The organism is Bradyrhizobium prioriisuperbiae (genome assembly GCF_032397745.1).
GTDB classification, from domain to species: Bacteria; Pseudomonadota; Alphaproteobacteria; order Rhizobiales; family Xanthobacteraceae; genus Bradyrhizobium_A; species Bradyrhizobium_A prioriisuperbiae.
In genome coordinates this window covers 4,263,328-4,284,964 of record NZ_CP135921.1, presented here as the reverse complement: position 1 = coordinate 4,284,964, position 21,637 = coordinate 4,263,328, and the positions used below count along the sequence as shown (strand labels likewise).

Genomic DNA, 21,637 nt, shown 5'->3' with positions numbered 1-21,637 from the left:
TTGCTGCTGTGCAGCATTCACTGCCGGGAGTTGCATGACTGCTCCGCAGGGGCCATTCCGGCATAATTATTGCTCCACTTTCCCCTGATCTGAAACGATATTCTCCCCAAGGGCAGAGGCCGAACACAACGACAGGAGACAGGCGGGAATGAAACCGGTGGTCGGCGTGATCGGAAACGCGCTTCTGGTCGAAAATCGATACACCGTCCAGCATGTCGGCGAGCGCAACCTGCGGGCGGTGGCCGAGGTCACCGGCGCCCTGCCCCTGATGTTTGGCGGCTGCCCGAACATGACCGATCTCGACACGCTGCTGGACACCGTCGACGGCGTGCTGCTGACCGGCGCCCGCGCCAATGTCCACCCCTCCCACTTCGGCACCGAGCCGGATGCCCGGCACGAACCCTTCGACAATGCCCGCGACGCGCTGGCACTCGTACTGATCGAAGCTTGCGTGGCGCGCGGCGTGCCGCTGTTCGGGATTTGCCGCGGTTTCCAGGAAATGAACGTCGCGTTCGGCGGCTCGCTGCATCCGGAGATTCGCGATTTGCCCGGACGCATGAATCACCGGATGCCACGGCTGGAGACCGGGGAGATTCACCCCGATCCCACCGTGGTGTTCGCCGATCGCCATGATGTCCGCCTGACCCCCGGCGGCGCCTTCGCGCAGCTGCTGGGGCGCGACACCATCCGGGTCAACTCGCTGCACGGCCAGGGCATTCTCGAGCCGGGCAAACGTGTCGTGGTCGAAGGCATCGCGGAGGACGGCACCATCGAGGCAATCCGGATCGCCGACGCGCCGGGATTTGCGCTGGGCGTGCAGTGGCACGCGGAATACGATCCGCAAAGCAATCCGGTGAACCGTGCGATTTTCCAGGCGTTCGGCGCGGCGCTGGCGGCGCGCCGGCATTAGACGCCAGCACTCCAAAGCCAGCCATCTGGTATTCCATCTGGATACGTTCGGTCCTGTCCACGGCTCGACAACGCCGCGTCGTGCGTTTAACAATTCGCCCTGACAATGCCGTTCAGGGGAAAACCGTGACGAAGGCAACCGCGATCAAGCGCTCCCCCAAGACGGCGACAGCGACGACCGGTCGCGCGCGGCCGAACGGCAACGTGACCGAGACCACCTACGGCAAGCTGCTGGAGCTGATCGAAACGCGGCAGCTGGCGCCCGGGGAAGTGATCGAGGAGCGGCGGCTGGCGCTGCGCCTCAAGGTCTCGCGCACGCCGCTGCGCGCCGGCATCAGCCGGCTGCTGGGCGAAGGCCGGCTCGAACAGCTCTCCAACGGCTCGGTGATCGTTCGCAACATCGGCATCGCCGAACTGCTGGAATTGATCCACCTGCGGCTGGTGCTGGAGAGCGAAGCCGCGGCGCTCGCCGCCACGCGCATCGGCCTCGACGTGCTGCAGCCGATCAAGGCCAGCCTGGAAAAAATTCTCGCGACCGCATCGATCACCAAGGCCAAGCACTGGACGCTGGACGACGAAATCCACGACCAGATCGCCAACCATTGCGGCAACCGCTCGCTGGGGCGGCTGATCGGCGACACCCGCCACAAGATCAGGATGTGCAATGTGGAGCGCAGGCCCGAGCGCCTGCTGCCGGCCTGCCGCGAACACCTCGCGATCGTCGACGCCATCGTCAAGCGCGATGCCGTGGTGGCACGCCAGGCGATGATCACCCACCTCACCAATGTGCGTCAGGGCATGCTGGAGACATTCGGGATTTTTTTGCCGGATAGTCACGGGTGACGGCGCGGCTGCGGTGGGGAATGCGGCTATGCTTTTGCGCCGCCTATCATCCCCACTCCGTCATTGCCGGGCCTGACCCGGCAATCCAGCTTTAGAGCGTTGCCTTCGTGGTGAAGAAAGCTGGATCACCGGGTCAAGTGTTCAGTCCGACCACATCACCGACGGGTGTTCAGGGACATAGCCGACACATATCAGACTGGCTTGGAATGGCTTTTAAGGAGGCTTTCCATGCCATGGCGCGAGGTGTCGGTAATGGATCAGCGACGAGAGTTTGTCCTGCTTGCGATGCAGGAAGGAGCGAACCGGCGGGAGCTATGTCGGCGGTTCGGCATTCACCCGGGCACCGGCTACAAATGGCTTGCACGATGGCAGGCCGATCAGGACGTTTCAGATCGTTCGCGGCGTCCTCACACCAGCCCTGGGCGGACCGAAGCGGAGCTCGAACAGCGCATTCTTGCCATCCGCGACAACCATCCAGCGTGGGGCGCTCGCAAGATTGTGCGCTGCCTGGAACGGGATGCAGGCGGCTCCCCGGCATTTTCGACCGTGCACGCTGTCTTGCGTCGGCACGATCGTATCAAGCCTCGTCCTGGGGGCGCCGTGGCGAGCCTGCGCTTCGTGATGCCGGCGCCAAACCTGCTGTGGCAGATGGACTTTAAGGGATGGGTCCGGCTCGGCAACGATGCGCTCTGTCACCCGCTGACCGTGGTCGATGATCATTCGCGCTACGATCTGTGCCTGCAGGCCTGCTCAGATCAACGCGGTGATACGGTGCGTAATCGGCTGGAACTGACGTTCCGTCGATATGGCCTGCCGGAGGCTTTCTTCGTCGACAACGGAACTCCTTGGGGCGACCCTTCCGGCGAACGCTGGACCCGGTTTGCGGTGTGGCTGCTGAAGCTCGGCATCAACGTCATTCACAGCCGTCCTTACCATCCACAGAGCCGCGGTAAAAACGAACGCTTCCACCGCACGCTCAAGGCAGAAGTATTTGCCCTGCGCCACTTCCGCGATCTCGCCGAGACGCAACGCGCCTTCGATGCGTGGCGGGAGGTCTATAATTTTAAGCGGCCGCACGAGGCGCTTGGACAGGATGTCCCTGCAAGCCGCTACCGGCCGAGCCTCAGGGCGATGCCCAGCCGTCTACCTGCACCTGAGTACGACAGCGACGAGATTGTGCGGAGCGTCTCCTCCACCAAAGCCTATGTCAGCTTCAAGGCGAGGCTCTGGAAGGTTCCGCACGCCTTCTGCGGCGAACGCCTCGCAATCAGGCCAACCTCAAACGACGGCCACTACGGAGTGTTCTTTGCCGCCCACCAAGTCGCAACCATCGACTTGACGAGCAGCTAAAGTGTCGGTGATGTGCATGAACGGTGTCGGCTATGTCCCCGGACTGAACATCAAGCCCGGTGATGACGCTGAGTATAACCGGCCGCCTTGCAACCATTCAATTATCAACACGCTACCTGCCTACCCCCTGCGCAATTGCCCGGATTTTGCACCGTGGCCGCCCAAAATTGCGGACGGGTGCGACGGCCTCGCCCTTGACACGGGGATAACGCAACGCTCCAATGGTATACCACTGGAATAACGAAGTGCATCGGCGCGCGGCTGCAACTGCCGGGGACCGGAGACTTCCGATCCGACAACCAAGGTCCGACCACGTTCGATGACCCAGTCCTACACAGTGTCGCTCCAGCCGCTGTCGCCGGAGGCTTTCGCGCCGTTCGGCGATGTCGCGACGCGGCCGACCGGGGAGCGGCGGCGGTATCTTCCGACCATGTCGAACGATGCCGACGCGGCGCAGAGCTTCACATTCTGGATCAGTGGCGCCGCGGCGCAGGTGCGCCTGCCGCTGCAAGCGACCACGCTGGAGCGGCATCCTTATTCGGCGCAGACCTTCGTCCCGCTGGGATCCGCGCATTATCTCGCCATCGTCTGCGGGGCGACGGGCGCCGGCGATCCGGATCTCGCGACACTGCGCGGTTTTCTCGCCGGGCCCGAACAGGCCATCACCTACGCGCGCAATGTCTGGCATCATCCGAGCACGGTGCTGGATGCACCCATGGACTTCGCGGTGGCGATGGGGATTACCGGTCGCGGCGATGACGACGTGTTCCACCCGCTCGACGCCGCCGTGACCATCGTGATGCCCGATATCCTCTAGCAAAAGTTCAGGCTATGTCGTCAGACGCCCATCTCGATCGCGACTTCATCGGTTACGGCCGCAACCCGCCGGATCCGAAATGGCCCGGCGGCGCGCGGATCGCCCTCAACATCTGCATCAATTATGAGGAAGGTTCCGAGCCGTCGTTCGCCGACGGCGACGGCGTCACCGAGACGGCGTTGACCGAAGGTGGCGGCGGCTTTGCAGGCCGCGACCTCGCCGCCGAATCGATGTTCGAATACGGCAGCCGCGTCGGCTTCTGGCGCCTGACCCGGCTGCTGGCGGACCGCGGCATGACCGCGACCGTAATGGGCTGCGCACTGGCGCTGGAGCGCAATCCGGAAGCCGCGGCCGCCATTCCCGAACTCGGTTACGACGTCTGCGCCCATGGCTGGCGCTGGGAGCGGCACCAGAACCTCAGCGAAGACGAAGAGCGCGAACGCATCCGCAAGACGGTGGCGAGCCTCGCGCGCACCACCGGCGAGCGCCCGCTCGGCTGGTATTGCCGCTACGGCGCCGGGATCAACACCCGCCGGCTGGTGGTCGAGGAGGGCGGCTTTCTCTACGACTCCGATGCCTACAATGACGAGTTGCCGTACTGGACCACCGTATTGGGCAAGCCGCATCTGATCGTGCCCTACGGCCTCATCAACAACGACGCCAAGTTCATGCGCGGCGCGATGGCGACCTCGGACGACTTCTTCAATTGCCTGAAAGATGCGTTCGACCTGCTTTATGCGGAAGGCGCCAGCGTGCCGAAGATGATGTCGGTCGGCCTGCACACCCGCATCGCCGGACATCCGGGACGCGCGGCCGGCTTCGCGCGTTTTCTCGACCATGTCGCCCGCCATCCCGCGGTCTGGGTGTGCCGGAGGAACGACATCGCGCACCACTGGATCGCCACCCATCCACCGCAACTCCAACTCGGATGACACCTATGCCCATCCCTCCAGCACAAGGATCCGGACCGATGATGTCCCGCTCGACGCCTGTCGCAATCGCCCTGATCCTCGCCGCCGCGCAGATTGTGAGCTGGGCAAGCGCCCGCGCGCAGGAAGCCGATCATCCCTCCGACAAGCCGCTGGTGGTGGCCTCGGATTTCGGCGTCGCGCCCTGGATGGTGCGCGGCACCAGCGGCCCGGAAGGCTTCGGCGCCGACCTGATCACCGAGATCGGCAAGGACCTCGGCCGCCCCAAGGTCGAGATCGTCGACATCAACTTCTCCGGGCTGTTCGCCGCCTTGTTCGCCAAGCGCGTCGAGTTCCTGGTCAATCCGCTGAACCTCACCGCGGAACGCGCGGAGCGCATGCTCTACACCGAGCCGCTGTTCACCACCGGCAACGGCTTCCTGGTTCGCGCCGCCGACGAGATGAAAGGCTTCGAGGATCTCAAGGGCAAGGCGGTGGCGGTGAACCGCGGCACCATTTCGGACACCTGGGCCACCGCGAACGCCGAGAAATATGGCTTCGAGGTGCAGCGTTACGACACCTTCCCCGACAGCGTGCAGGCGCTGATGACGCGGCGCGCCTTCACCGCGCTCAATGAAATCCCGACCACCGTGTTCGCGGCCAGCCAGAACAAGGCGGTCAAGGTCGGCTACAAGGACTTCAACGGCCGCAACTTCGCTTATGCGTTTCGCCTCGAGGACGTCGAGTACCGCAACAAGGTCGAGAACGTGATCGAATGCATGAAGCTCGACGGCCGGCTGCGCAAGCTGCACGAGAAGTGGTACGGCGCCACCCCCGACGCAGGCTCGGCGCTGGACACCGTCTATTTCGGCTACGGCCCTCCCGGCTTCAAGGGCTTTGAGCCGGTGGCGCACCTGCCGTCGTGCAAGAAGTGAGGCTTCGCTCCTCATGGTGAGGAGCGCGTAGCGCGTCTCGAACCATGAGGCCCGGAAGTGTCGGAGCCTCATCCTTCGAGACGGCGCTTTGCGCCTCCTCAGGATGAGGGGTTAAGTCGGAGATGACGCGGCGGAACTAGTGACGATCACGGACAACGCAGGCTGATGGATCGCATCCTCGAATACTACTTCAATCCGAAAGTCCTCGCGCTCGCATTTCCGGATGTGCTCGCGGGCTTTCGGGTGACGGTCGTCGTGTCGCTGCTGATCATCGTGTTCGGCATCGCGCTGGGGCTGTCGCTGGCGCTGCTGCGTTGCGCGAATTTCAAAGCGCTCAACGCAGCGATCGTCGCCTATGTCGACGTGCTGCGGACGCTGCCGCAGCTCGTGGTGATCGTGTTCATCTATTTCGGCCTGCCGTATCTCGGCGTGACGCTATCGCCGTTCGTCACCACGGTGCTGTCGCTGGCCATGGTGCTCTCCGCATTCAGCACCGAGATCTTCTGGTCCGCGATCATGGCGGTGCCGCGCGGACAGTGGGACGCCGCCAGCGCGCTGGGCTTCAGCCGCGCCCGCACCCTGCTGCAGATCATCCTGCCGCAAGCCATTCGCCTAGCCGTGCCGCTTTTGACCAACCGCGCCATTTCGATCAGCAAGGGCACCGCGCTCGGCACGGCGGTGTCGCTGCCGGAAACCCTGGGACAAGCCCAGAGCGTCACCGCCATCGTCGCCAATCCCTCGCCGCTGACGCTCGCCGCCGCCTTCTACCTGACGTTCTTCCTGCCGCTGGTGATCGCCAGCCGCTGGATCGAGCGCAGCCACAGCCGCAGGCGGTGAGAACCGGCCATGCAGATGTTGCTCGATAATTTCGCCGACATCGATGCGCTGATGCGCGTCTATCCCCTGCTGCTGCAGGGCCTGCTCTACACGGTCATGCTCGCGGTGGTGGCGCTTCCGCTCGGCCTGCTGCTGGGGCTTGCGATCGCGATTGCCTACAGCTTCCACCATCGCTGGCTGAACATTGCGCTATTGGTCTACATCGACCTGTTTCGGTCGTTTCCGGTGGTGGTGCTGCTGATCCTGGTGTTCTACGGCTTGCCCTTCCTCGGCCTCACCCTGGGCGGCTTTTCCGCCGCGGTGCTGGCGATCGTGCTCAACAATTCCGGCTATTATGGCGAGATCCTGCGCGCCGGCATCGAGTCGGTTCCACCCGGGCAGCGCGAGGCGGCCCGCGCGCTCGGCTTCAAGCCGCTGCACACGGTGATCTACATCATCCTGCCGCAGGCGCTGCGCAACGTGCTGGCGCCGCTGGCCAGCAATTCGCTGGAGCTGATCAAAACCACCTCGATCGGCGCTTTGGTGGCGCTGCCTGAATTGCTGCGCTCGGCGCGGGTGGCCCAGGAACAGACTTACAATCCGACCCCGCTGATGGCGGCGGCGGTGATCTTTTTCGTGCTGCTGTATCCGATCGCGCGCTGGGTGGCGCGGCTGGAACGGCAGGCGCTCGTGGCGCGGTGAGGCGATGACGATCCTGATCACCGGCGGCGCAGGCTTCGTCGGACTGGCGCTCGCGGAACGCCTGACCGCGGACGGCAGGCATGTGGTGCTGTTCGATCGCGCGCCTCCACCCGCGGATATTTTGGCGCGGCCGGAGCTTGCCGGCATCGCCTGCATTGATGGCGATATCAGAAGTAGCGGCGATATCGACCGCGCCCTCGACGCCGGCCCGATCGAGACAATCATTCACGCCGCGGCGGTGACGCCGAACGAACAGCGCGAGCGCATCGATCCGCGTGGCATCGTCGACGTCAATATCGGCGGCACCGTCAACCTGATGGAACGTGCCGCCACACGCAAAGGGCTTAAGCGAGTTGTGATGCTGAGCTCGGTCGCGGTCTACGGCTTCTCCCAGCCGGCCGCATCGGGGCAGTTCGAGGAAGACCTCAGTCATCCCGCGCCGGCGGCGCTTTATGGCATCACCAAGGTCGCCGCCGAACAGGCGGCGCTACGCATCGGGCATCTGCACGCGCTTGACGTCCGGATCGCGCGGCTCGGCCCGGTCTATGGACGCTGGGAATTGCAGACCGGCGTGCGCGATGCGCTGAGCCCCCACTATCAGGTGCTGCGGGCGGCGCTGCGCGGCGACGACGTCGTGCTGCCGCGCGACATGCGGGCCGACTGGATCTATTCCCGCGATGCCGCAGCGGGCATCGCCCGGATCTGCCAGGCGCAGAAGCTGGGCCACGCGATCTATCATGTCAGCGGCGGGACAATGTCGGACCTACCCGGCTGGTGCCGTCTTCTCACCAGCCGCTTTGCATCGTTTCGCTGGCGGCTCGCCAACGCCGGCGAGCCGGCCACCATCGTCTACAATCTGCCGGCGGACCGCGCGCCCCTCAGCATCGCGCGCCTGTCGCAGGACACCGGCTTCAGGCCGGCATATGCGCCGGAGCAGGCCGCGGCGGATTATCTCTCCTGGCTGGCACCCGAGGACAAGCAATGACGCAGCGACTGGCCGGAAAATCGATCCTGATCACCGGCGCCTCCTCCGGCATCGGCCGCGCCATCGCGCGCCGTTTCGCGACCGAGGGCGCGCGGCTGGTGCTGGCCGACATCACCCGTGAGGTGCGCGAAGGCGGCATCGCCACCATCGATCTGCTCACAGCCGAGGGGCATGAGGTCGAGTTCATCGAAATAGATGTCGCCTCCGAGGCCGATACGATCCGCGCCGTCGATCACACAATCAGCCGGTTCGGCCGCATCGATGGGCTGGTCAACGACGCCGCCATCGGCGTCGGCAAGCGGCTGACCGAGACCAGCCTCACGGAATGGAATCGGGCGCTCGCGGTCAATCTCACCGGCGTGTTCCTGATGTCACGCGCCGCGGTGCGGCAGATGCTGACGCAGGACGTCCGCAATGGCGCGCGCGGCCGCATCGTCAATATCTCCTCCCAGCACGGCATGATCGCCTGCCCCGAGGATGTGTCCTACGGCACCTCCAAGGCGGGCGTGGTCTACATCACCCGCCAGATCGCGGCCGATTATGCCGGCGATCACATCATCTGCAACGCGGTGGCGCCCGGCAAGATCGTCACCGGCAAGCCGGGACGCGCCGCCGAGCCGCGCTGGATGGACTATTCGCGCCAGCGCACCCCGATGCCGCGGCTGGGCACGCCCGACGACGTGGCCAACGCCGCGCTGTTCCTGGCATCAGACGAGGCAACCTTCATCACCGGCGAGAACATCCTGGTGGACGGCGGCTGGATGGCGGCATGACACGGGCCTTGGAGACTGTAATGACGCATCAGGTCGACACGTCAGCCGCACCCATGATCGAGATGTTGGGCGTCAGCAAATGGTATGGCGACACGCAGGTGCTGCGCAAGATCGACTTCAAGGTGGCGCGCGGCGAGCGCGTGGTGGTGTGTGGCCCGTCCGGATCCGGCAAGTCGACCATGATCCGCTGCATCAATCGGCTGGAGGAGCACCGCGACGGGCGCATCATCGTCAACGGCGTCGAGCTCGATCACGGCACGCGCAATGTCGACGTGGTCCGCCGCGATGTCGGCATGGTGTTCCAGCAGTTCAATCTGTTTCCGCATCTCACCGTGCTGCAGAACCTGACCATCGCCCCGGTCAAGATCCGCAAGGTCAGCAAACGCGAGGCCGAAGACACCGCGCGGCAGCTGCTGGCGCGGGTGCGCATTTCCGAACAGGCCGACAAGTATCCGAGCCAGCTCTCCGGCGGCCAGCAGCAGCGCGTCGCGATCGCGCGGGCCCTCTGCATGAAGCCGAAGATCATGCTGTTCGACGAGCCGACCTCGGCGCTCGATCCGGAGATGGTGCAGGAAGTCCTCGACGTCATGGTCGGCCTCGCCCGCGAAGGCATGACCATGGTCTGCGTCACCCACGAAATGGGCTTCGCCCGCACCGTGGCCGACCGTGTCGTCTTCATGGATGCCGGCGCGATTGTCGAGGAAGGATTGCCGGAGCCGTTCTTCTCGAGCCCCCGGCACGAGCGCACACAAGCCTTCCTGCGCCAGATCATGCCGCGATAATCGACGGGTCTGCCCGCCGAACTAGATCGGCTCCAGCGTCTCCCTGGCGCACCAATGTTCCGCCGTGGTGCGGGTGCGGGTGCCGACCTTGCCGCTCTCGATGGTCACGAGCAAAGTGGTGGACATGGGCGTACCGGTGACGCCGGGAACAATGGCGCTGACGCAGGCCTGCCAGTGCATGCCGTCGCGACGGGGCGGGCCGACCCGCACATTGCTGGGGGTGCCGACGAACACCCCGGCGAGATTGCCGGCAATGATCGCCTTGACGTCCGGCTGGGGATCGACCGCGGGCGTGCTCGACGGTGACTGGCGAAACTGCTCCGGCACAATGGTGAGATTGGCGTCGACGCGGCCACACGCCGCGAGCAGACACGCTACAACCGGTAATAGAAACACGCCGAAACGCATACGCCTGTTTGCCCCCTGCCCCGTTGCTATCTAAGGCATCGTTGCAATCGTGCAAGCCGGATTTTGGTTCAGCTCCGGCGACTGTGGCGTGGCCGTCACGCCGCCCGCGCAAACTGCCTGCGGTAATCGGCGGGGGAGACGCCAACCTGGCGCATGAAGGCCCGGCGCAGGGTGTCGGCGTCCGTGAAGCCGCACAGCGCCGCCACCTGCTTGGGCGCCTCCTGGCCGGCCTCCAGCAGCCGCCGCGCTGCGGCAACGCGGGCCTGCTCGACCCAGGCGGCGGGGGTGATGCCGATCTCATGGCGAAACAGCCGGGCGAAATGCCGCGGGCTCAGGCCCAAACGCGCGGCCAGCGCCGGCACGCCATGGTCCGCGGCCGGATTGGCGGCGATGAAGCGCTGCACCTCCTGCAACGCCGAGCGGCCGGCCAGCGCCGCCTCGCCCTTGCGGCTGAACTGCATCTGGCCACCGGGGCGCTTGAAGAACATCACGAGTTGCGCGGCGACCCGCTTGGCCAGTTCGCGGCCCAGATCTTCCTCGACCAGCGCCAGCGCGAGATCGAGCCCGGCGGTGACACCGGCGGCGGTGCGCAGCTTGCCGTCACGCACATAAATCGCGTCCTCGTCGATTTTCACCGACGGATGGATCGCTGCCAGCCGTTCGGCCACCGCCCAGTGGGTGGCGACCCGGCGGCCATTCAAAAGGCCGGCGGCCGCGAGGAAGAACGCCCCACTGCACACCGAGCCGTAACGCCGTGCGGCCAGCGCGGTCGTGCGCAGCCACTGCAGCGCAGGAGCCGCAAGCCGCACATCGGGCGCGTGGGGCGAACCTGCGACCAGAAGCGTGTCGATGGTCGCTGCAATCTCATCGCCGATGGTGTGATCCGCCATCAGCCGCGCACCCGATGAGCTGGTGACGGGACCTCGGCTGCTGGCGATCACCAGCAGCCGATAGGCCTCGCGCCCCGCCTGCGTATTCGCTTCGGCGAACACGTCGAGCGGGCCGCAGACGTCCAGCAACTGCACCCCGGGCGGCGCCAGGATGGCGACGGTTCGCACCGGCCGGGCCATGCTTTTGGCCGGTCTCACGGAAGGTCTTGCTGGGCGCATCGTTTTGTCCGCGGGTGTCCGGGTTCGCCAGACAATGGCAGAAATCGACGTGTTACGTCAATTGAAGACAACGGCGGCCGGACGCACTTTGTCGTCATCGCCACCGCAACCAGGACATCCGGCCATGAGCACGACATTGCCTTCCATCGACGGAGTGAAAATCCCCGACAGCCAGCTGGCCCGCGAGGTGACGCAGCTGGTGCGCGACACCGCCTCGTCGCTTTTGTTCCACCATTCCAGCCGGGTGTATTATTTCGGCGCGCTGGCCGGCAAGCATCGCGGGCTCAAGTTCGATCCGGAGCTGCTCTATACCGGCGCGATGTTTCACGACATGGGCCTGACGCACCAGCACTCCAGCCCCAACGAACGTTTCGAGGTCGACGGCGCCAACGCCGCGCGGGATTTCCTCAAAAGCCGCGGCATCGCGCAAACCGATATCGACACGGTGTGGACCGCCATCGCCCTGCACACCACGCCAGGTATTCCCCAGCACATGCATCCGGTGGTGGCGCTGGTCACCGCCGGCGTCGAGATGGACGTGCTCGGCCTCACCTATCACGCGTACAGCGACACTGAGCGCGAGGCGGTGGTGCACGCACATCCGCGCACGCCGCACTTCAAGGACGACATCATCCAGGCGTTCTATGACGGCATCAAGCACAAGCCGGACACGACGTTCGGCAACGTCAAGGCCGACGTGATCAAGGACAAGGAGCACGGCTTCATGCCGGGGAATTTCTGCAGCGTGATCCGGCAGTCGCCGTGGAAGGGCTGAGGCAGCCAGTCGGCTGACGATGCCGCCTTGCGTTTATGCCTCGTCATCCGACGGGAGGCGGCGGGTCATGCGCCGGCGGCGCGCCCCGGCACGGGCGCCAGCGAGCCAGGCTTCGTTGTCGGCAAGCGCCTTGTAGGCGAGCGCCAGTTGCCGCAACTCGTTGCGCTCCGGCCCGACCGGCAGCGCGCGGGCGCGACGCGCGGCATCGACGGCCTTGAGGCGCATGGCGATGGACGCATCAAACGGGATCAGTTTAGCCATTCGCGCTGCGAGTCCTGCTCCCTCCTGGATCGAACTTTGTAACCGCGATCTCCGTTCGTCAACATCGCGTGGCATCGCGGAACTCTCGCCTGCGACGCTTTCGCCTGTTCGCGCAATTCGCACAGGTTGTAAAGACTCAAAGCCCTTAAAGGCTCAAACCCCCTGGGTCTTTCGGCGGCCACCACGCCCGGCCGGTTTTCCCTCGCTCAAGACCTTCTGCAGCGCAAGAATCTTCGGCGAGCCCCCACCCTTGCGCCAGATCATCACAGTGTCGACACGGTTTTCTCCCTGCGGCAGCTTGTGAACCTGCAGCCGCATATTGTCCGGAAACGTGGCGAGCACGCTTTTCGGCAGCAAGGCGATGCCCATTCCCGCGGCCACGCAACCCAACATCGCGTGATAGGAGCCCAGCTCGATGATGCGCTCTGGCATCTCGCCGCGCTGGGCGAACCAGTTCTCCAGCCGCGCGCGGTGCGGGCAGCCGGGCTCGAAGGCGATCATGGTGCGCGGCAGCGCATCCTTGCGGCCGGATCGGCCGGCCGCCGCGACGATCACCGGCTCCTCCTCGAACACCGCGACCTTGTCGAACGGCCCGTCGGCAATCGGCTCCGCCACCAGCGCGGCGTCGAGTTCTCCGGCGAGGATCGCCGACCCCAGCACTTGCGGATTGCCGATGTGCAGTTCGAGCGTCACATCGGGATAAAGCTGGTGGTAGCGGTTGAGCGGCTCTGGCAGCCGCACCGCCGCGGTGCTTTCCATGGAGCCGAGCCGCAGCACGCCGCGCGGCCGCGGATCCTGCATCGCCGCACGCGCCTCATCCGCCAGCGCCAGCAGCCGGTCCGCATAGTCGAGCAGCAATTGCCCTTCGGGTGCCAGATGCAGCCGCTTGCCCTCCCGGATGAACAACGCAACGCCGAGATCCTGCTCGAGCTGGCGGATCCGCGTGGTGACGTTGGACTGCACGCGATGCAGGCGCTTCGCCGCGCCGGTCACGCTGCCCTCGCGCACCACGGCGACGAATATTTTCAACGCTGCCAGATCCATCGTGCGCTCCCGAAGCCACCGCTTCTGCGGTACTTCTTTTTTAAAGATGCATAATATCATAATTATTCATTTTATGAGATATCTAGCGAAGCGTAAACTACCCTCCATGGCAAAACGCCGGCGCGATCGCGCCGGATCTCATGGAGGCCCGCTTGCTGTTCGTGCATCGCTCCGATCAGAGTCCGCCGAATCCCTGCGCGCTGTCGCCGGAGGAATGGACCGTGTGGAAGGCGGGCGTGATCAGGCGCGCCCGCGCCGAGCAGGCAGCGGCGATCCGCAACGCATTCGGCGGATGGACCGCGATCCTGATCCGCGCGGTGCGGCGCAAGTTGCGCGGCTGGCGCCGCCAGCGCTGCGAACGGCGCGCGGCTGCCGAACTGCACGCATTGGGCGACCTGGAACTGAAGGATATTGCGGTGAGCCGCTCGGAAATCGATGCGCGGGTGCGCGAGCGACCGGGCAGCCAATTCACCGACAGCCGCCAGCCGATCGCCAAACAGCATGACAAAGGAGACGTGGTCTATGATCGTGACGTTGTTTCGTTCCAGGCTGAACCCGGATGTCCTGGAAGATTATGCCCCGATGGCCAAGCGAATGAGCGAACTGGCGCAGACAATTCCAGGCTACATTTCCCATAAGGGTTTTGTTGCGGAGGACGGCGAGCGCGTGACGGTCGTCGAGTTCGAGACGGAGAGCGCGCTGCGTGAATGGAGCCTTCACGCCGAGCATGCGCAAGCCAAGCGACGCGGCATCGAAAGCTTCTTCAGCAACTACCGGGTGCAGGTTTGCAATGTCATCCGCGATCGCGCCTGGACTGCCACATCGAAACGCGACACCCCATGATCATAGAGATGATCAGCTGAGCCGCGCCACCACGGCCAGGCGCTTCACCTTGCCGTTCTGGTAGGCGCGCAGGAAGGTCTCGTAGTTCTTGAACGACACGCAGCCGTTGGAGTCGCCGTTCGGGCCGAGCATGTAGGTGTGGGCAAGAAGGCCCGTGCGCCCGAACACGTCGCTGCCGACCGGGCTCAGACGCAACGCCTGCACGCCGTGGAACAGCCGCTCGCGCATGGTCAGGTCATAGAGCGCGGGCGGCGTGGCGCCGCGCATGCGGACATGCACGTGTTGCGGATCGTCCAACAGGCTGCCGAGCCCGGAATGCGCTTCGAGTTTGCTGCCGTCGGGCATGTATACGGTGCGCGCGGAGATATCGTAGACGGCGGTCTGCTGATCCAGCGACGGCAATTTTCCGGGCGTGGCGCTGTCGCCGTTGGACAGGATGCCGCCATCAGGGCCGGCGTAAGCGAGCACGGGACCCGTCTCCGGCTGGCCGAACAGTTTCTGCAGCAGGGTGCGCTTGTCCGGCGACAACGTGGCGACCACGGAGGTCTTGTTGTTCAGCTGCGCAATCTCTTTGGCGACGTCCTGGCGCGACGGTCCGTCACTCGCCGGCAGCCGCATGTCGGCGGGACGCGAGCGCGGCATCGGAACGCTCAGCGCCAGTTGCGGCGCCGGCTGGGCCGGCAGCGGCAAGAGCGTATCCGGCTCCGGAATGCTGGCCAGCGAAATGTCGACATTGGGCACCCGGACCTTCTGATTCCGGGCCATGGTCGTCTTCGGACTCAGCGGATAGTCCGGCGTCACCGGAGCTGTCTGCGAGAACGCGACCGCGGATCCCCTGGCAAAGCCGGGATCGAAGAACAGCGCGACATAGGGATATTTGGCGGCAGCCGGCCTTGCGATTGTCTTTGCAACCGTGTTGGCGCGGGGCGCCAGGGCGCCGAAGCTTTTGGCGATACGGGATTCACCGAAGCTGGCGGTGGTGGCGGGCGCGGTATCGGTGCTTTCGATCGCGGCCTCGTCGACGGCGGCATCATCGGAGGCGGAGTTCCACACGCCCATCGCAGTGCCGAATGCGAACGCGGCCACACCAAGCACGATGAAGGGAAGAGTTTTCCGAGAGACACGACCCCGATCGTCTGCCGGAAAATGTCCCAGTGTAGCCACCCCGTCCGTCATTCCCCTCGCTCTCAGTCAGTCCATCATGTGTCGATGCGCAGGCCTCTCACGCAGGCCTGGATTCATCGATCCAGGCGCGCGGCCAAGCGGCGAAGCGCCATTAACGCGAGTTTTAGTTAAATGCCGATTAAGTCCCCAAGGATCCGTAAACAGGTCGCAAGCGCACTACCCACAGGCGTCTAAGTGCCGGGCGAAGTTGGCAATAACGAGGCTGATCGGAGCGCAAGGCACATCTTCGTGCGCCCCAAAAAAGACGCAATGTGACGGCGGTCGGTCTAGGGCTGGACGCGCTCAGCGGCCAGGCCCTGTTCGTCGGGCCGACCTTTTACATGAAGTTCAACGACCGCGCGTGGATGGCTGCCGCGTGGGGCCTTCAGGTATGGGGCCGGACATCACACGCCACCTTCACCTCACTCGATCTGAGCAATTTCGAACGCGCGCAGGCGGTTCTCCGATTCGGCTATAACTTTTGATTTTCGGGTAGCCGACATTCTCCGGTCTTTTCATCATTCGACAGACGGCGTGACCCTGATTTTGCTCCTCGCTTGTGCAAGCTGACGACGTCAGGGTGTTCCGTCATCTGAACGATCTGGTCAATCTGCCACTGTGACGAGCCCGATAGACCATGGCAAGGTGACGCCGCCTCGAAATACGACGACCTCATCATTATCTATCGGTACTGTTGGCATGACACGGCATTCACGTCGCTCAAGCACAAGGGTGCCCGCGTTAGGCGCAAGCCCATAGAAGCGGGCGCCATTCAGGGACGCAAACGCTTCGAAATGGTCCAGCGCGCCTTCCTCGTCAAAGACGTGAACGTACGTTTGTAGTGCAGTCGCGCCGCCGAATACACCGGCCGCGCAGCATTCGGCTTCTTTTCGTGAGCGTAGATGGGGCGCCGTGTCGGTCCCGATGAAGAAACAACTCTCGCCGGACGTTGCGGCCTTGCGCAAGGCCACGCGATGCCGCTCGCGCTTGGCGACTGGCAGACAATACAGATGCGGCTGCAATCCGCCTTGGAAAATCGACGTGCGGTTGATGACGAGGTGATGCGGCGTGATCGTCGCGGCCATCCGCAGCGAATGGGCACGTACGATATCCAGCGTCTCCGCCATGGTGGCATGTTCGATCACGACCTTGAGTCCTGGGTGTCGCTTTAGTAGTGGAAACAGGCTTTGCTCCATGAAGACTGCCTCGCGGTCGAAGATGTCGATTTCCGGATCGGTCGACTCGCCGTGGATCAGGACCGGCATCCCGATCTTTTCCATGCGCTCCAGCACGGGAGACAGCGCCGGGATGTCGGTGACGCCGTGGTGGGCGTTCGTCGTCGCCCCGGCGGGATAGAGCTTGGCTGCGATCCATATGCCTTCGGCGTAGCCTCGCTCAATCTCGTCATGCATGGTCGCGTCGGTCAGGTAGCAAGTCATCAACGGCTGGAAATCCGAGCCGGCCGGCCGCGCGGCCAGGATACGTTCACGATACGCCTTGGCGGCGGCAGGCGTCGTCACCGGCGGCGTGAGATTCGGCATGATATTGCCCCGCGCGAATTGAGCGGCCGTGAACGGCAGAATCGCTCTTAACAACGCGCCATCGCGCAGATGCACATGCCAGTCGTCAGGCCGTCGAATGCTAATCGACGCGATCGGCGCGGTACCGGCCGCAGCATGATCGAACATTGCATCGAGATTCATTCTACCGTCTTGCGTTATTCCGGGTCGCACCAGAACCGTGACTAGCTTCTCTATTTCCTATGGTCTGCCGGAGATGTCCGAATTATCCAACGGCCCGTTCATACCGCTCCGTCACAGCCTCCCAATTGACGAGATTCGACAGGAACGCATCGACGTATTTCGGGCGAAGATTGCGATAGTCGATGTAATAGGAGTGTTCCCATACGTCGCAGGTCAGCAATGCGGCATGGCCTTCGGTCAGTGGCGTATCGGCATTGCCGGTTTTGGTAACAGCGAGCTTTTCACCGTCGAAGACGAGCCACGCCCAACCGCTGCCGAACTGGGCGATACAGGCGGCCTTGAAATCTTCCTTGAATTTTTCGATTGAGCCAAAATCTGACGCGATCTGCTTTTCAAGGTTGCCCGGGATCGAGCCGCCACCGTTTTTCTTCATGCCGAGCCAGAAGTGACTGTGGTTCCAGTGCTGACCAGCCTGATTGAAAAGCGTGCGGTCGGCGGGTCTGTCTGCGCTGGCCTTGATGATGGTTTCAAGACCCATTCCCCTATAGGGGCCATTCGCCGTCAGTTCGTTGAGCTTGTCGACATAAGCCTTGTGATGTTTGCCGTGATGAAATTCGAGGGTCTCGGCGGACATATAGGGCGCAAGCGCATCGATGGAGTAAGGCAGGGTCGGAAGCTGAAACACGAGAGTATCCTTCGTCGATTGAGGTTAAGCCGTGTCGGTCACGATGGCCGGACGGCGCAGTGATCGCAGTTTAGGTCTGCAATCTCGGCATGTTTTGCGGCGTGAAAGACAGCGAATGCGGTCGTCTTCGCGGTATCTACATAGCGCGCGATTCGTGCATCCGGCGCTGCCCGCCGGCGCAGGTGTTGAACAAGCTGTGCCAACGCATGCTTCAAATGCCGCACACAATCGAGCCGGAGCGGCAGCGGCGTCTCAGGAGACGCCGCGCTTGCAAGCAGCTTATCGTAGGCCCTAACCAAGAAGTCTTCGGCGGCCCCTTCATCGCCCGAACGTTCGACAATCTCAGCTAGATTGTGGCAGGAGATGTTGTAGATGACCGGGACGGGCACGCTTGAGAACGAGGCGGCTGCGAACAACCGTTCCGCTTCATCGAGCGCCTCACGATAAAGGTCGATGGCATGGCGGAGGTCACCCGTCGCATAGGCTGCATTGGCTGCCTCGGTGGTCCTCCGCCAGGTCGTGTCGTCCCCAGTTCTCGCTCGCGATAAAGCCGCGGAAAACCGCGTCGCTCTCTCGGCCCCATTGTGCGAGTTTGCGTCCATACCCTTCATCTCCGGTCAGGCTGCGTCGAGCACCGCGTCACCCTTCTGCCAATTGCAGGGACACAGTTCGTCGGTCTGCAGCGCGTCGAGAACGCGTAAGACTTCTTGCGGATTGCGGCCGACAGAAAGGTCATTGACGGAGACGAAGCGGATCACATTGTCCGGATCGGCGATCAGCGTGGCACGCAGGCACACGCCTTCCTGGGGATGCAACACGCCCAGAGCGATGCTCAGGTCTCGCTTGATGTCGGCGAGCATCGGGAACGGGATGGTCTTGAGATCGGCACGGCTCTGCCGCCAGGCGAGATGAACATACTCGCTGTCGGTCGAGACGCCGTAGATAACCGCGTCACGATCGGAGAATTCGTTATTCAATGCACCAAAGGCCGCGATCTCGGTCGGACAGACGAACGTGAAGTCCTTCGGCCAGAAGAAGATCACCTTCCATTTGCCAGCGTCGCTTGCTTCCGTGATGCGTGAGAAGGCGGTCTTAGGCTCGTTCGAGACGACGGCCTGAAGATCGAAGGCGGGCAGCTTCGTACCAATCGTGACCATGTTTTCAGTTAGCTCCTGAGAGGGGTTGCGGGTGGGAAATGAACGGAGTTTGCAAGTTCGAATGCACGGAAGAGCGATTTGACATTGTATCGAGAGCCGTCGCGGCCGCATGGATCATGGCCGCAATCCTGATGGTCGACTGGATGGCCTGAGAGCCAATCCCGTTCTTGCGGGCGCCGGCGATATGCGCCCTGATGCAGCCGGCACAGCCATTCACCGCGGACGCGGCGAGACCGAACAACTCGAAGCCACCCTGCTCGATGCCATGCTTCGCAAGAACGTTCATCCGCAGACCGGCCGGCAACCCCGACAGATCGGGATCGTCCGCCATGTGAACGGCACGGTAGTAGATATTCGTCATCGCCATGATGGCGGCGGCGATGCGCGCGGCTTCGATCGTCGCCGGATCGATATGCGCAACGGCCGAGGATTCAATCATCTCGACCACTTGCGGGTTGCGGGCAGAAGTCGCGGCCGCAAGCGCTGATCCCCAGATTTGGCCCGCTGACAAGCCCGGCAGGTCGCCTGGACCGAGCAGCGTGCCCAGGTTCAGGCGCACGTCGCGCGCGAAGTCGGGCAGTGATTGGCGAAGCCCTTCCACTGACATCATCTGGGAAACCTCGGCGGGGTGGCGCCTGCAGTGCAGCAGTTGATGCCTGCTTCTTTCGCGCAGACATTGCGACTCACCTCACCAATCCGCCTCAAGCGGATGACCACATCGACCCTGCTGATGACATAGCCATCCGGCGGATCCGGCAGACGTCCAAATTCGATTGAGCCTTCCGGCACGTCGATGAGGCGATCCTCGCCCTCAACATAGAAGTGCTGATGGTCGCCGGTATGCGTATCGAAATAGCTCAGATCACCATTCACGGTGACGCGGCGCAGCAGTCCCGCCTCCGCAAACTGGTTGAGCGTATTGTAGACGGTCGCCAGCGAGACCCGGATGCCAGCCGCATCGGCCTCTCGGCCAAGGTCCCCGGCCGTCACATGCCGATGATCATCCTTGAACAGCAATGCCGCAATTTCCAGGCGCTGACGCGTCGGACGAAGCGCCGCCTGTTGGATCAGAGCGCGGACATCTTGGGCCTGTGGGATCGAATACCCGACATGCTGGTGGCGCAAATGCCGCTTGAGAACGACTGAAGTCACTGATGCGGAGTGTTCGTACATTGCAGGCCCCGTTGAACCGTCGTAAACTGTTAATGCTATTGAGAAGCAATTGCAAGAAGGTATATTATCCTAGACGCCTCATGGAACCACGGATGGCAGTCCGCGAAATCTTGGTTTTTCCTGACCATCGCTTGCGGGCGTGGGCAAAGCCGGTTGCCGTAGTTGATCCCCCGTTCAGGCGCTTGTCGCTGATATGTTGGACACGATGTATGCAGCCGCAGGTATTGGACTGGCCGCGATCCGGATCGGCGAGCCGTGGCGCGTCGTCACCATCGACCTGGGTGGCCAAAACGAGCCGCGGCAACCGCGAGTGTTCATCAATCCAGAAGTGATGTGGCACTCTGAGGAAGCGGCGATTTATATGGAAGGTTGTCTGTCGATCCCGACTTCTTATGAGGAAGTCGAGCGGCCAGCCTCTGTTCGGGTTCGCTATCTGGATATCAATGGAGCGCAACGGAAAATCGAAGCGGGCGGGCTATTGGCCACCTGTTTGCAGCACGAGATCGAGCACCTCGATGGCAAGCTGTTTATCGACCGCCTCTCAAGGCTTCGGCGAGATAGAGTCATCAAACGTCTTGCCAAGACGAGAAGGCATTCCGCGGGGCCGATGGCGTAGGCGATACTCGCAGGCGATCGCCTTCATTGGGAGCCACTGCAGATCAATGGGACAGGCGACCTAATTGTTGTGACTCACCGTCGTCGATATCGTTAGCATCAAGAGTGGCCTCGGTCATCAGCAGGAGATCGCCCCTTGCTGTACGGGTGAGACTTGCTCCTGTCTCCAGATCCGCGCGAATGAAGTCGATCTGACTTTCGGCAGCGTCGGTGTCGAATGTGTCGCCTGAGGCGTCGTTCAGGATTGCGGAAAGGCGGCTTGTCTGCCCGAGCCGAAGCGCCAGCACATAGCGGCCGTTGTCAGCGAATGCTTCCGCATCCAACTCATTGAGAATGGCATCAATTCGGCTGGTGACCGTTGCGGCATCGAGAATGCGGTTGCGCTCCGGTTCGAATAGCAGCCGGATCAGGTTGAATTCCGAAGCTCGCAAATCGATTTTCGCGCGGCCTTCAACGAACTGAATCTTCTCTTCGTCGAGTTTCTCTGCATCGAGACCTATGAGATCGGCGATGACAGTGCCAAGCGCACGCCAGTCGTCGAGGAAGGAAAAGATGACTGACCCGACTGGACGGCTCTTGGCGATGATGTGCAGCGGAGCCTTGTTGATTTCTGCGACCCGCAGGCAAAACTCGAATCCGCCCAGGCGAAAATCGGGCGTAGTCGCAGCTCCGGTAGAATAGATTGCCCGGATATCGATCCGGCCATGCACTAGACTAGGAGAGATGGCCCTGCGGCGAAGCGCATGGCCTCATGGTTCTCCGAGCGATGCGTAGCATCGAGACACGCATTCGCGCTCCTCACCATGAGGGTTTGATGCATTCGCGAGAAAGTTTGACCTCACCCCGAGTTGCTGACTGAAAATGCAAGCCTATGAAATCA

At 63.2% G+C, this 21,637-nt stretch carries 27 protein-coding genes and 1 pseudogene; 16 read left to right on the top strand and 12 right to left on the bottom strand.

Annotated elements, in window-relative coordinates; all coding sequences use genetic code 11:
- The first annotated feature begins 148 nt into the window (after positions 1 to 148).
- The 11 genes from RS897_RS20095 to RS897_RS20045 all read left to right on the top strand — a co-directional run bounded on the left by RS897_RS20095 (position 149) and on the right by RS897_RS20045 (position 9,820).
- Positions 149 to 910, top strand: a complete 762-nt coding sequence (locus RS897_RS20095; RefSeq protein ID WP_315838244.1) for a gamma-glutamyl-gamma-aminobutyrate hydrolase family protein — start codon at positions 149 to 151, stop codon at positions 908 to 910.
- A gap of 125 nt (positions 911 to 1,035) precedes the next feature.
- The gene (locus RS897_RS20090) at positions 1,036 to 1,752 is read left to right on the top strand and encodes a GntR family transcriptional regulator (RefSeq protein ID WP_315838243.1); all 717 of its coding nucleotides are present in this window, start codon (positions 1,036 to 1,038) and stop codon (positions 1,750 to 1,752) included.
- Between the two features lie 228 nt (positions 1,753 to 1,980).
- A complete protein-coding gene (locus tag RS897_RS20085; protein WP_315838242.1) occupies positions 1,981 to 3,102 on the top strand; it encodes an IS481 family transposase in 1,122 nt (373 codons plus the stop codon).
- Positions 3,103 to 3,421: 319 nt separating this feature from the next.
- A complete protein-coding gene (locus tag RS897_RS20080) occupies positions 3,422 to 3,919 on the top strand; it encodes an ureidoglycolate lyase (protein WP_315838241.1) in 498 nt (165 codons plus the stop codon).
- Between the two features lie 14 nt (positions 3,920 to 3,933).
- A complete protein-coding gene (locus tag RS897_RS20075; RefSeq protein WP_315838240.1) occupies positions 3,934 to 4,851 on the top strand; it encodes an allantoinase PuuE in 918 nt (305 codons plus the stop codon).
- A 38-nt stretch (positions 4,852 to 4,889) separates the two neighbouring features.
- The gene (locus RS897_RS20070) at positions 4,890 to 5,762 is read left to right on the top strand and encodes a substrate-binding periplasmic protein (RefSeq protein WP_315838239.1); all 873 of its coding nucleotides are present in this window, start codon (positions 4,890 to 4,892) and stop codon (positions 5,760 to 5,762) included.
- Positions 5,763 to 5,927: 165 nt separating this feature from the next.
- The gene (locus RS897_RS20065) at positions 5,928 to 6,599 is read left to right on the top strand and encodes an amino acid ABC transporter permease (RefSeq protein ID WP_315838238.1); all 672 of its coding nucleotides are present in this window, start codon (positions 5,928 to 5,930) and stop codon (positions 6,597 to 6,599) included.
- Between the two features lie 9 nt (positions 6,600 to 6,608).
- Positions 6,609 to 7,280: an amino acid ABC transporter permease gene (locus RS897_RS20060; protein ID WP_315838237.1), complete on the top strand. Its 672-nt coding sequence runs from the start codon at positions 6,609 to 6,611 to the stop codon at positions 7,278 to 7,280.
- Between the two features lie 4 nt (positions 7,281 to 7,284).
- The gene (locus RS897_RS20055) at positions 7,285 to 8,265 is read left to right on the top strand and encodes an NAD-dependent epimerase/dehydratase family protein (RefSeq protein ID WP_315838236.1); all 981 of its coding nucleotides are present in this window, start codon (positions 7,285 to 7,287) and stop codon (positions 8,263 to 8,265) included.
- A complete protein-coding gene (locus RS897_RS20050; protein WP_315838235.1) occupies positions 8,262 to 9,038 on the top strand; it encodes an SDR family NAD(P)-dependent oxidoreductase in 777 nt (258 codons plus the stop codon). The genes RS897_RS20055 and RS897_RS20050 overlap by 4 nt, the downstream gene beginning before the upstream one ends.
- Before the next feature lie 20 nt (positions 9,039 to 9,058).
- Positions 9,059 to 9,820, top strand: a complete 762-nt coding sequence (locus tag RS897_RS20045; protein ID WP_315838234.1) for an amino acid ABC transporter ATP-binding protein — start codon at positions 9,059 to 9,061, stop codon at positions 9,818 to 9,820.
- Between the two features lie 21 nt (positions 9,821 to 9,841).
- Here the strand turns inward: RS897_RS20045 and RS897_RS20040 are convergent, their stop codons facing one another.
- Together RS897_RS20040 and RS897_RS20035 are read right to left on the bottom strand one after the other, a co-directional pair.
- Positions 9,842 to 10,228, bottom strand: a complete 387-nt coding sequence (locus RS897_RS20040) for a hypothetical protein (RefSeq protein WP_315838233.1) — start codon at positions 10,226 to 10,228, stop codon at positions 9,842 to 9,844.
- A 95-nt stretch (positions 10,229 to 10,323) separates the two neighbouring features.
- Entirely contained in the window at positions 10,324 to 11,298 is a 975-nt protein-coding gene (locus tag RS897_RS20035) for a GlxA family transcriptional regulator (RefSeq protein ID WP_315838700.1), read from the bottom strand.
- A 163-nt stretch (positions 11,299 to 11,461) separates the two neighbouring features.
- On the opposite strand from RS897_RS20035, the gene RS897_RS20030 reads away from it, so the two are divergent.
- On the top strand, positions 11,462 to 12,112 hold the full coding sequence (locus RS897_RS20030; protein ID WP_315838232.1) for an HD domain-containing protein: 651 nt from the start codon (positions 11,462 to 11,464) through the stop codon (positions 12,110 to 12,112).
- Positions 12,113 to 12,145: 33 nt separating this feature from the next.
- Here the strand turns inward: RS897_RS20030 and RS897_RS20025 are convergent, their stop codons facing one another.
- On the bottom strand, positions 12,146 to 12,373 hold the full coding sequence (locus RS897_RS20025; RefSeq protein ID WP_315838231.1) for a hypothetical protein: 228 nt from the start codon (positions 12,371 to 12,373) through the stop codon (positions 12,146 to 12,148).
- Positions 12,374 to 12,526: 153 nt separating this feature from the next.
- Entirely contained in the window at positions 12,527 to 13,417 is an 891-nt protein-coding gene (locus RS897_RS20020; RefSeq protein WP_315838230.1) for a LysR family transcriptional regulator, read from the bottom strand.
- 140 nt (positions 13,418 to 13,557) lie between these two features.
- Between RS897_RS20020 and RS897_RS42295 the strand changes: the two genes are divergently transcribed.
- Both RS897_RS42295 and RS897_RS20010 read left to right on the top strand, forming a co-directional pair.
- Complete coding sequence (locus RS897_RS42295; protein ID WP_407654519.1) at positions 13,558 to 14,055, top strand: DUF1127 domain-containing protein; 498 nt, start codon at positions 13,558 to 13,560, stop codon at positions 14,053 to 14,055.
- Complete coding sequence (locus RS897_RS20010; RefSeq protein WP_315838228.1) at positions 13,940 to 14,260, top strand: antibiotic biosynthesis monooxygenase family protein; 321 nt, start codon at positions 13,940 to 13,942, stop codon at positions 14,258 to 14,260. Before RS897_RS42295 ends, RS897_RS20010 begins: the two co-directional genes overlap by 116 nt.
- A gap of 12 nt (positions 14,261 to 14,272) precedes the next feature.
- Here the strand turns inward: RS897_RS20010 and RS897_RS20005 are convergent, their stop codons facing one another.
- Positions 14,273 to 15,436 carry a DUF2778 domain-containing protein gene (locus RS897_RS20005; protein ID WP_315838227.1) on the bottom strand — a complete coding sequence of 388 codons (1,164 nt, stop codon included), beginning with the start codon at positions 15,434 to 15,436 and terminating at the stop codon, positions 14,273 to 14,275.
- A 260-nt stretch (positions 15,437 to 15,696) separates the two neighbouring features.
- Between RS897_RS20005 and RS897_RS20000 the strand changes: the two genes are divergently transcribed.
- On the top strand, positions 15,697 to 15,909 hold the full coding sequence (locus RS897_RS20000; RefSeq protein ID WP_315838226.1) for a hypothetical protein: 213 nt from the start codon (positions 15,697 to 15,699) through the stop codon (positions 15,907 to 15,909).
- 120 nt (positions 15,910 to 16,029) lie between these two features.
- Here the strand turns inward: RS897_RS20000 and pyrC are convergent, their stop codons facing one another.
- The 6 genes and pseudogenes from pyrC to irrA all read right to left on the bottom strand — a co-directional run.
- A complete protein-coding gene (pyrC, locus tag RS897_RS19995; RefSeq protein ID WP_315838225.1) occupies positions 16,030 to 17,127 on the bottom strand; it encodes a dihydroorotase in 1,098 nt (365 codons plus the stop codon).
- An 82-nt stretch (positions 17,128 to 17,209) separates the two neighbouring features.
- Entirely contained in the window at positions 17,210 to 17,812 is a 603-nt protein-coding gene (locus RS897_RS19990; RefSeq protein ID WP_315838224.1) for a superoxide dismutase, read from the bottom strand.
- A 38-nt stretch (positions 17,813 to 17,850) separates the two neighbouring features.
- The gene (locus RS897_RS19985; RefSeq protein ID WP_315838223.1) at positions 17,851 to 18,414 is read right to left on the bottom strand and encodes a hypothetical protein; all 564 of its coding nucleotides are present in this window, start codon (positions 18,412 to 18,414) and stop codon (positions 17,851 to 17,853) included.
- A 15-nt stretch (positions 18,415 to 18,429) separates the two neighbouring features.
- Entirely contained in the window at positions 18,430 to 18,969 is a 540-nt protein-coding gene (locus RS897_RS19980; RefSeq protein ID WP_315838222.1) for a peroxiredoxin, read from the bottom strand.
- Between the two features lie 4 nt (positions 18,970 to 18,973).
- Entirely contained in the window at positions 18,974 to 19,570 is a 597-nt protein-coding gene (locus tag RS897_RS19975; RefSeq protein ID WP_315838221.1) for a carboxymuconolactone decarboxylase family protein, read from the bottom strand.
- Positions 19,571 to 19,665: 95 nt separating this feature from the next.
- Positions 19,666 to 20,142, bottom strand: a pseudogene (gene irrA / locus RS897_RS19970) (iron response transcriptional regulator IrrA); the annotation flags it as partial.
- A 205-nt stretch (positions 20,143 to 20,347) separates the two neighbouring features.
- Between irrA and def the strand changes: the two are divergent.
- Entirely contained in the window at positions 20,348 to 20,758 is a 411-nt protein-coding gene (gene def, locus RS897_RS19965; RefSeq protein ID WP_315838220.1) for a peptide deformylase, read from the top strand.
- Between the two features lie 43 nt (positions 20,759 to 20,801).
- On the opposite strand, the gene RS897_RS19960 is transcribed toward def, so the two are convergent.
- Positions 20,802 to 21,467 (bottom strand): hypothetical protein, encoded by a 666-nt coding sequence (locus RS897_RS19960; RefSeq protein WP_315838219.1) that lies wholly within the window; start codon positions 21,465 to 21,467, stop codon positions 20,802 to 20,804.
- Between the last annotated feature and the right edge of the window lie 170 nt (positions 21,468 to 21,637).

Coding starts and splice junctions, on each gene's coding strand:
- RS897_RS20095 (WP_315838244.1), top strand. CDS start 149: ATGAAACCGGTGGTCGGCGTGATCGGAAACGCGCTTCTGGTCGAAAAT.
- RS897_RS20085 (WP_315838242.1), top strand. CDS start 1,981: ATGCCATGGCGCGAGGTGTCGGTAATGGATCAGCGACGAGAGTTTGTC.
- RS897_RS20080 (WP_315838241.1), top strand. CDS start 3,422: ATGACCCAGTCCTACACAGTGTCGCTCCAGCCGCTGTCGCCGGAGGCT.
- RS897_RS20075 (WP_315838240.1), top strand. CDS start 3,934: ATGTCGTCAGACGCCCATCTCGATCGCGACTTCATCGGTTACGGCCGC.
- RS897_RS20070 (WP_315838239.1), top strand. CDS start 4,890: ATGATGTCCCGCTCGACGCCTGTCGCAATCGCCCTGATCCTCGCCGCC.
- RS897_RS20065 (WP_315838238.1), top strand. CDS start 5,928: ATGGATCGCATCCTCGAATACTACTTCAATCCGAAAGTCCTCGCGCTC.
- RS897_RS20060 (WP_315838237.1), top strand. CDS start 6,609: ATGCAGATGTTGCTCGATAATTTCGCCGACATCGATGCGCTGATGCGC.
- RS897_RS20055 (WP_315838236.1), top strand. CDS start 7,285: ATGACGATCCTGATCACCGGCGGCGCAGGCTTCGTCGGACTGGCGCTC.
- RS897_RS20050 (WP_315838235.1), top strand. CDS start 8,262: ATGACGCAGCGACTGGCCGGAAAATCGATCCTGATCACCGGCGCCTCC.
- RS897_RS20045 (WP_315838234.1), top strand. CDS start 9,059: ATGACGCATCAGGTCGACACGTCAGCCGCACCCATGATCGAGATGTTG.
- RS897_RS20040 (WP_315838233.1), bottom strand. CDS start 10,228: ATGCGTTTCGGCGTGTTTCTATTACCGGTTGTAGCGTGTCTGCTCGCG.
- RS897_RS20035 (WP_315838700.1), bottom strand. CDS start 11,298: ATGGCCCGGCCGGTGCGAACCGTCGCCATCCTGGCGCCGCCCGGGGTG.
- RS897_RS20030 (WP_315838232.1), top strand. CDS start 11,462: ATGAGCACGACATTGCCTTCCATCGACGGAGTGAAAATCCCCGACAGC.
- RS897_RS20025 (WP_315838231.1), bottom strand. CDS start 12,373: ATGGCTAAACTGATCCCGTTTGATGCGTCCATCGCCATGCGCCTCAAG.
- RS897_RS20020 (WP_315838230.1), bottom strand. CDS start 13,417: ATGGATCTGGCAGCGTTGAAAATATTCGTCGCCGTGGTGCGCGAGGGC.
- RS897_RS42295 (WP_407654519.1), top strand. CDS start 13,558: ATGGAGGCCCGCTTGCTGTTCGTGCATCGCTCCGATCAGAGTCCGCCG.
- RS897_RS20010 (WP_315838228.1), top strand. CDS start 13,940: ATGATCGTGACGTTGTTTCGTTCCAGGCTGAACCCGGATGTCCTGGAA.
- RS897_RS20005 (WP_315838227.1), bottom strand. CDS start 15,436: ATGACGGACGGGGTGGCTACACTGGGACATTTTCCGGCAGACGATCGG.
- pyrC (WP_315838225.1), bottom strand. CDS start 17,127: ATGAATCTCGATGCAATGTTCGATCATGCTGCGGCCGGTACCGCGCCG.
- RS897_RS19985 (WP_315838223.1), bottom strand. CDS start 18,414: ATGGACGCAAACTCGCACAATGGGGCCGAGAGAGCGACGCGGTTTTCC.
- RS897_RS19980 (WP_315838222.1), bottom strand. CDS start 18,969: ATGGTCACGATTGGTACGAAGCTGCCCGCCTTCGATCTTCAGGCCGTC.
- def (WP_315838220.1), top strand. CDS start 20,348: ATGTATGCAGCCGCAGGTATTGGACTGGCCGCGATCCGGATCGGCGAG.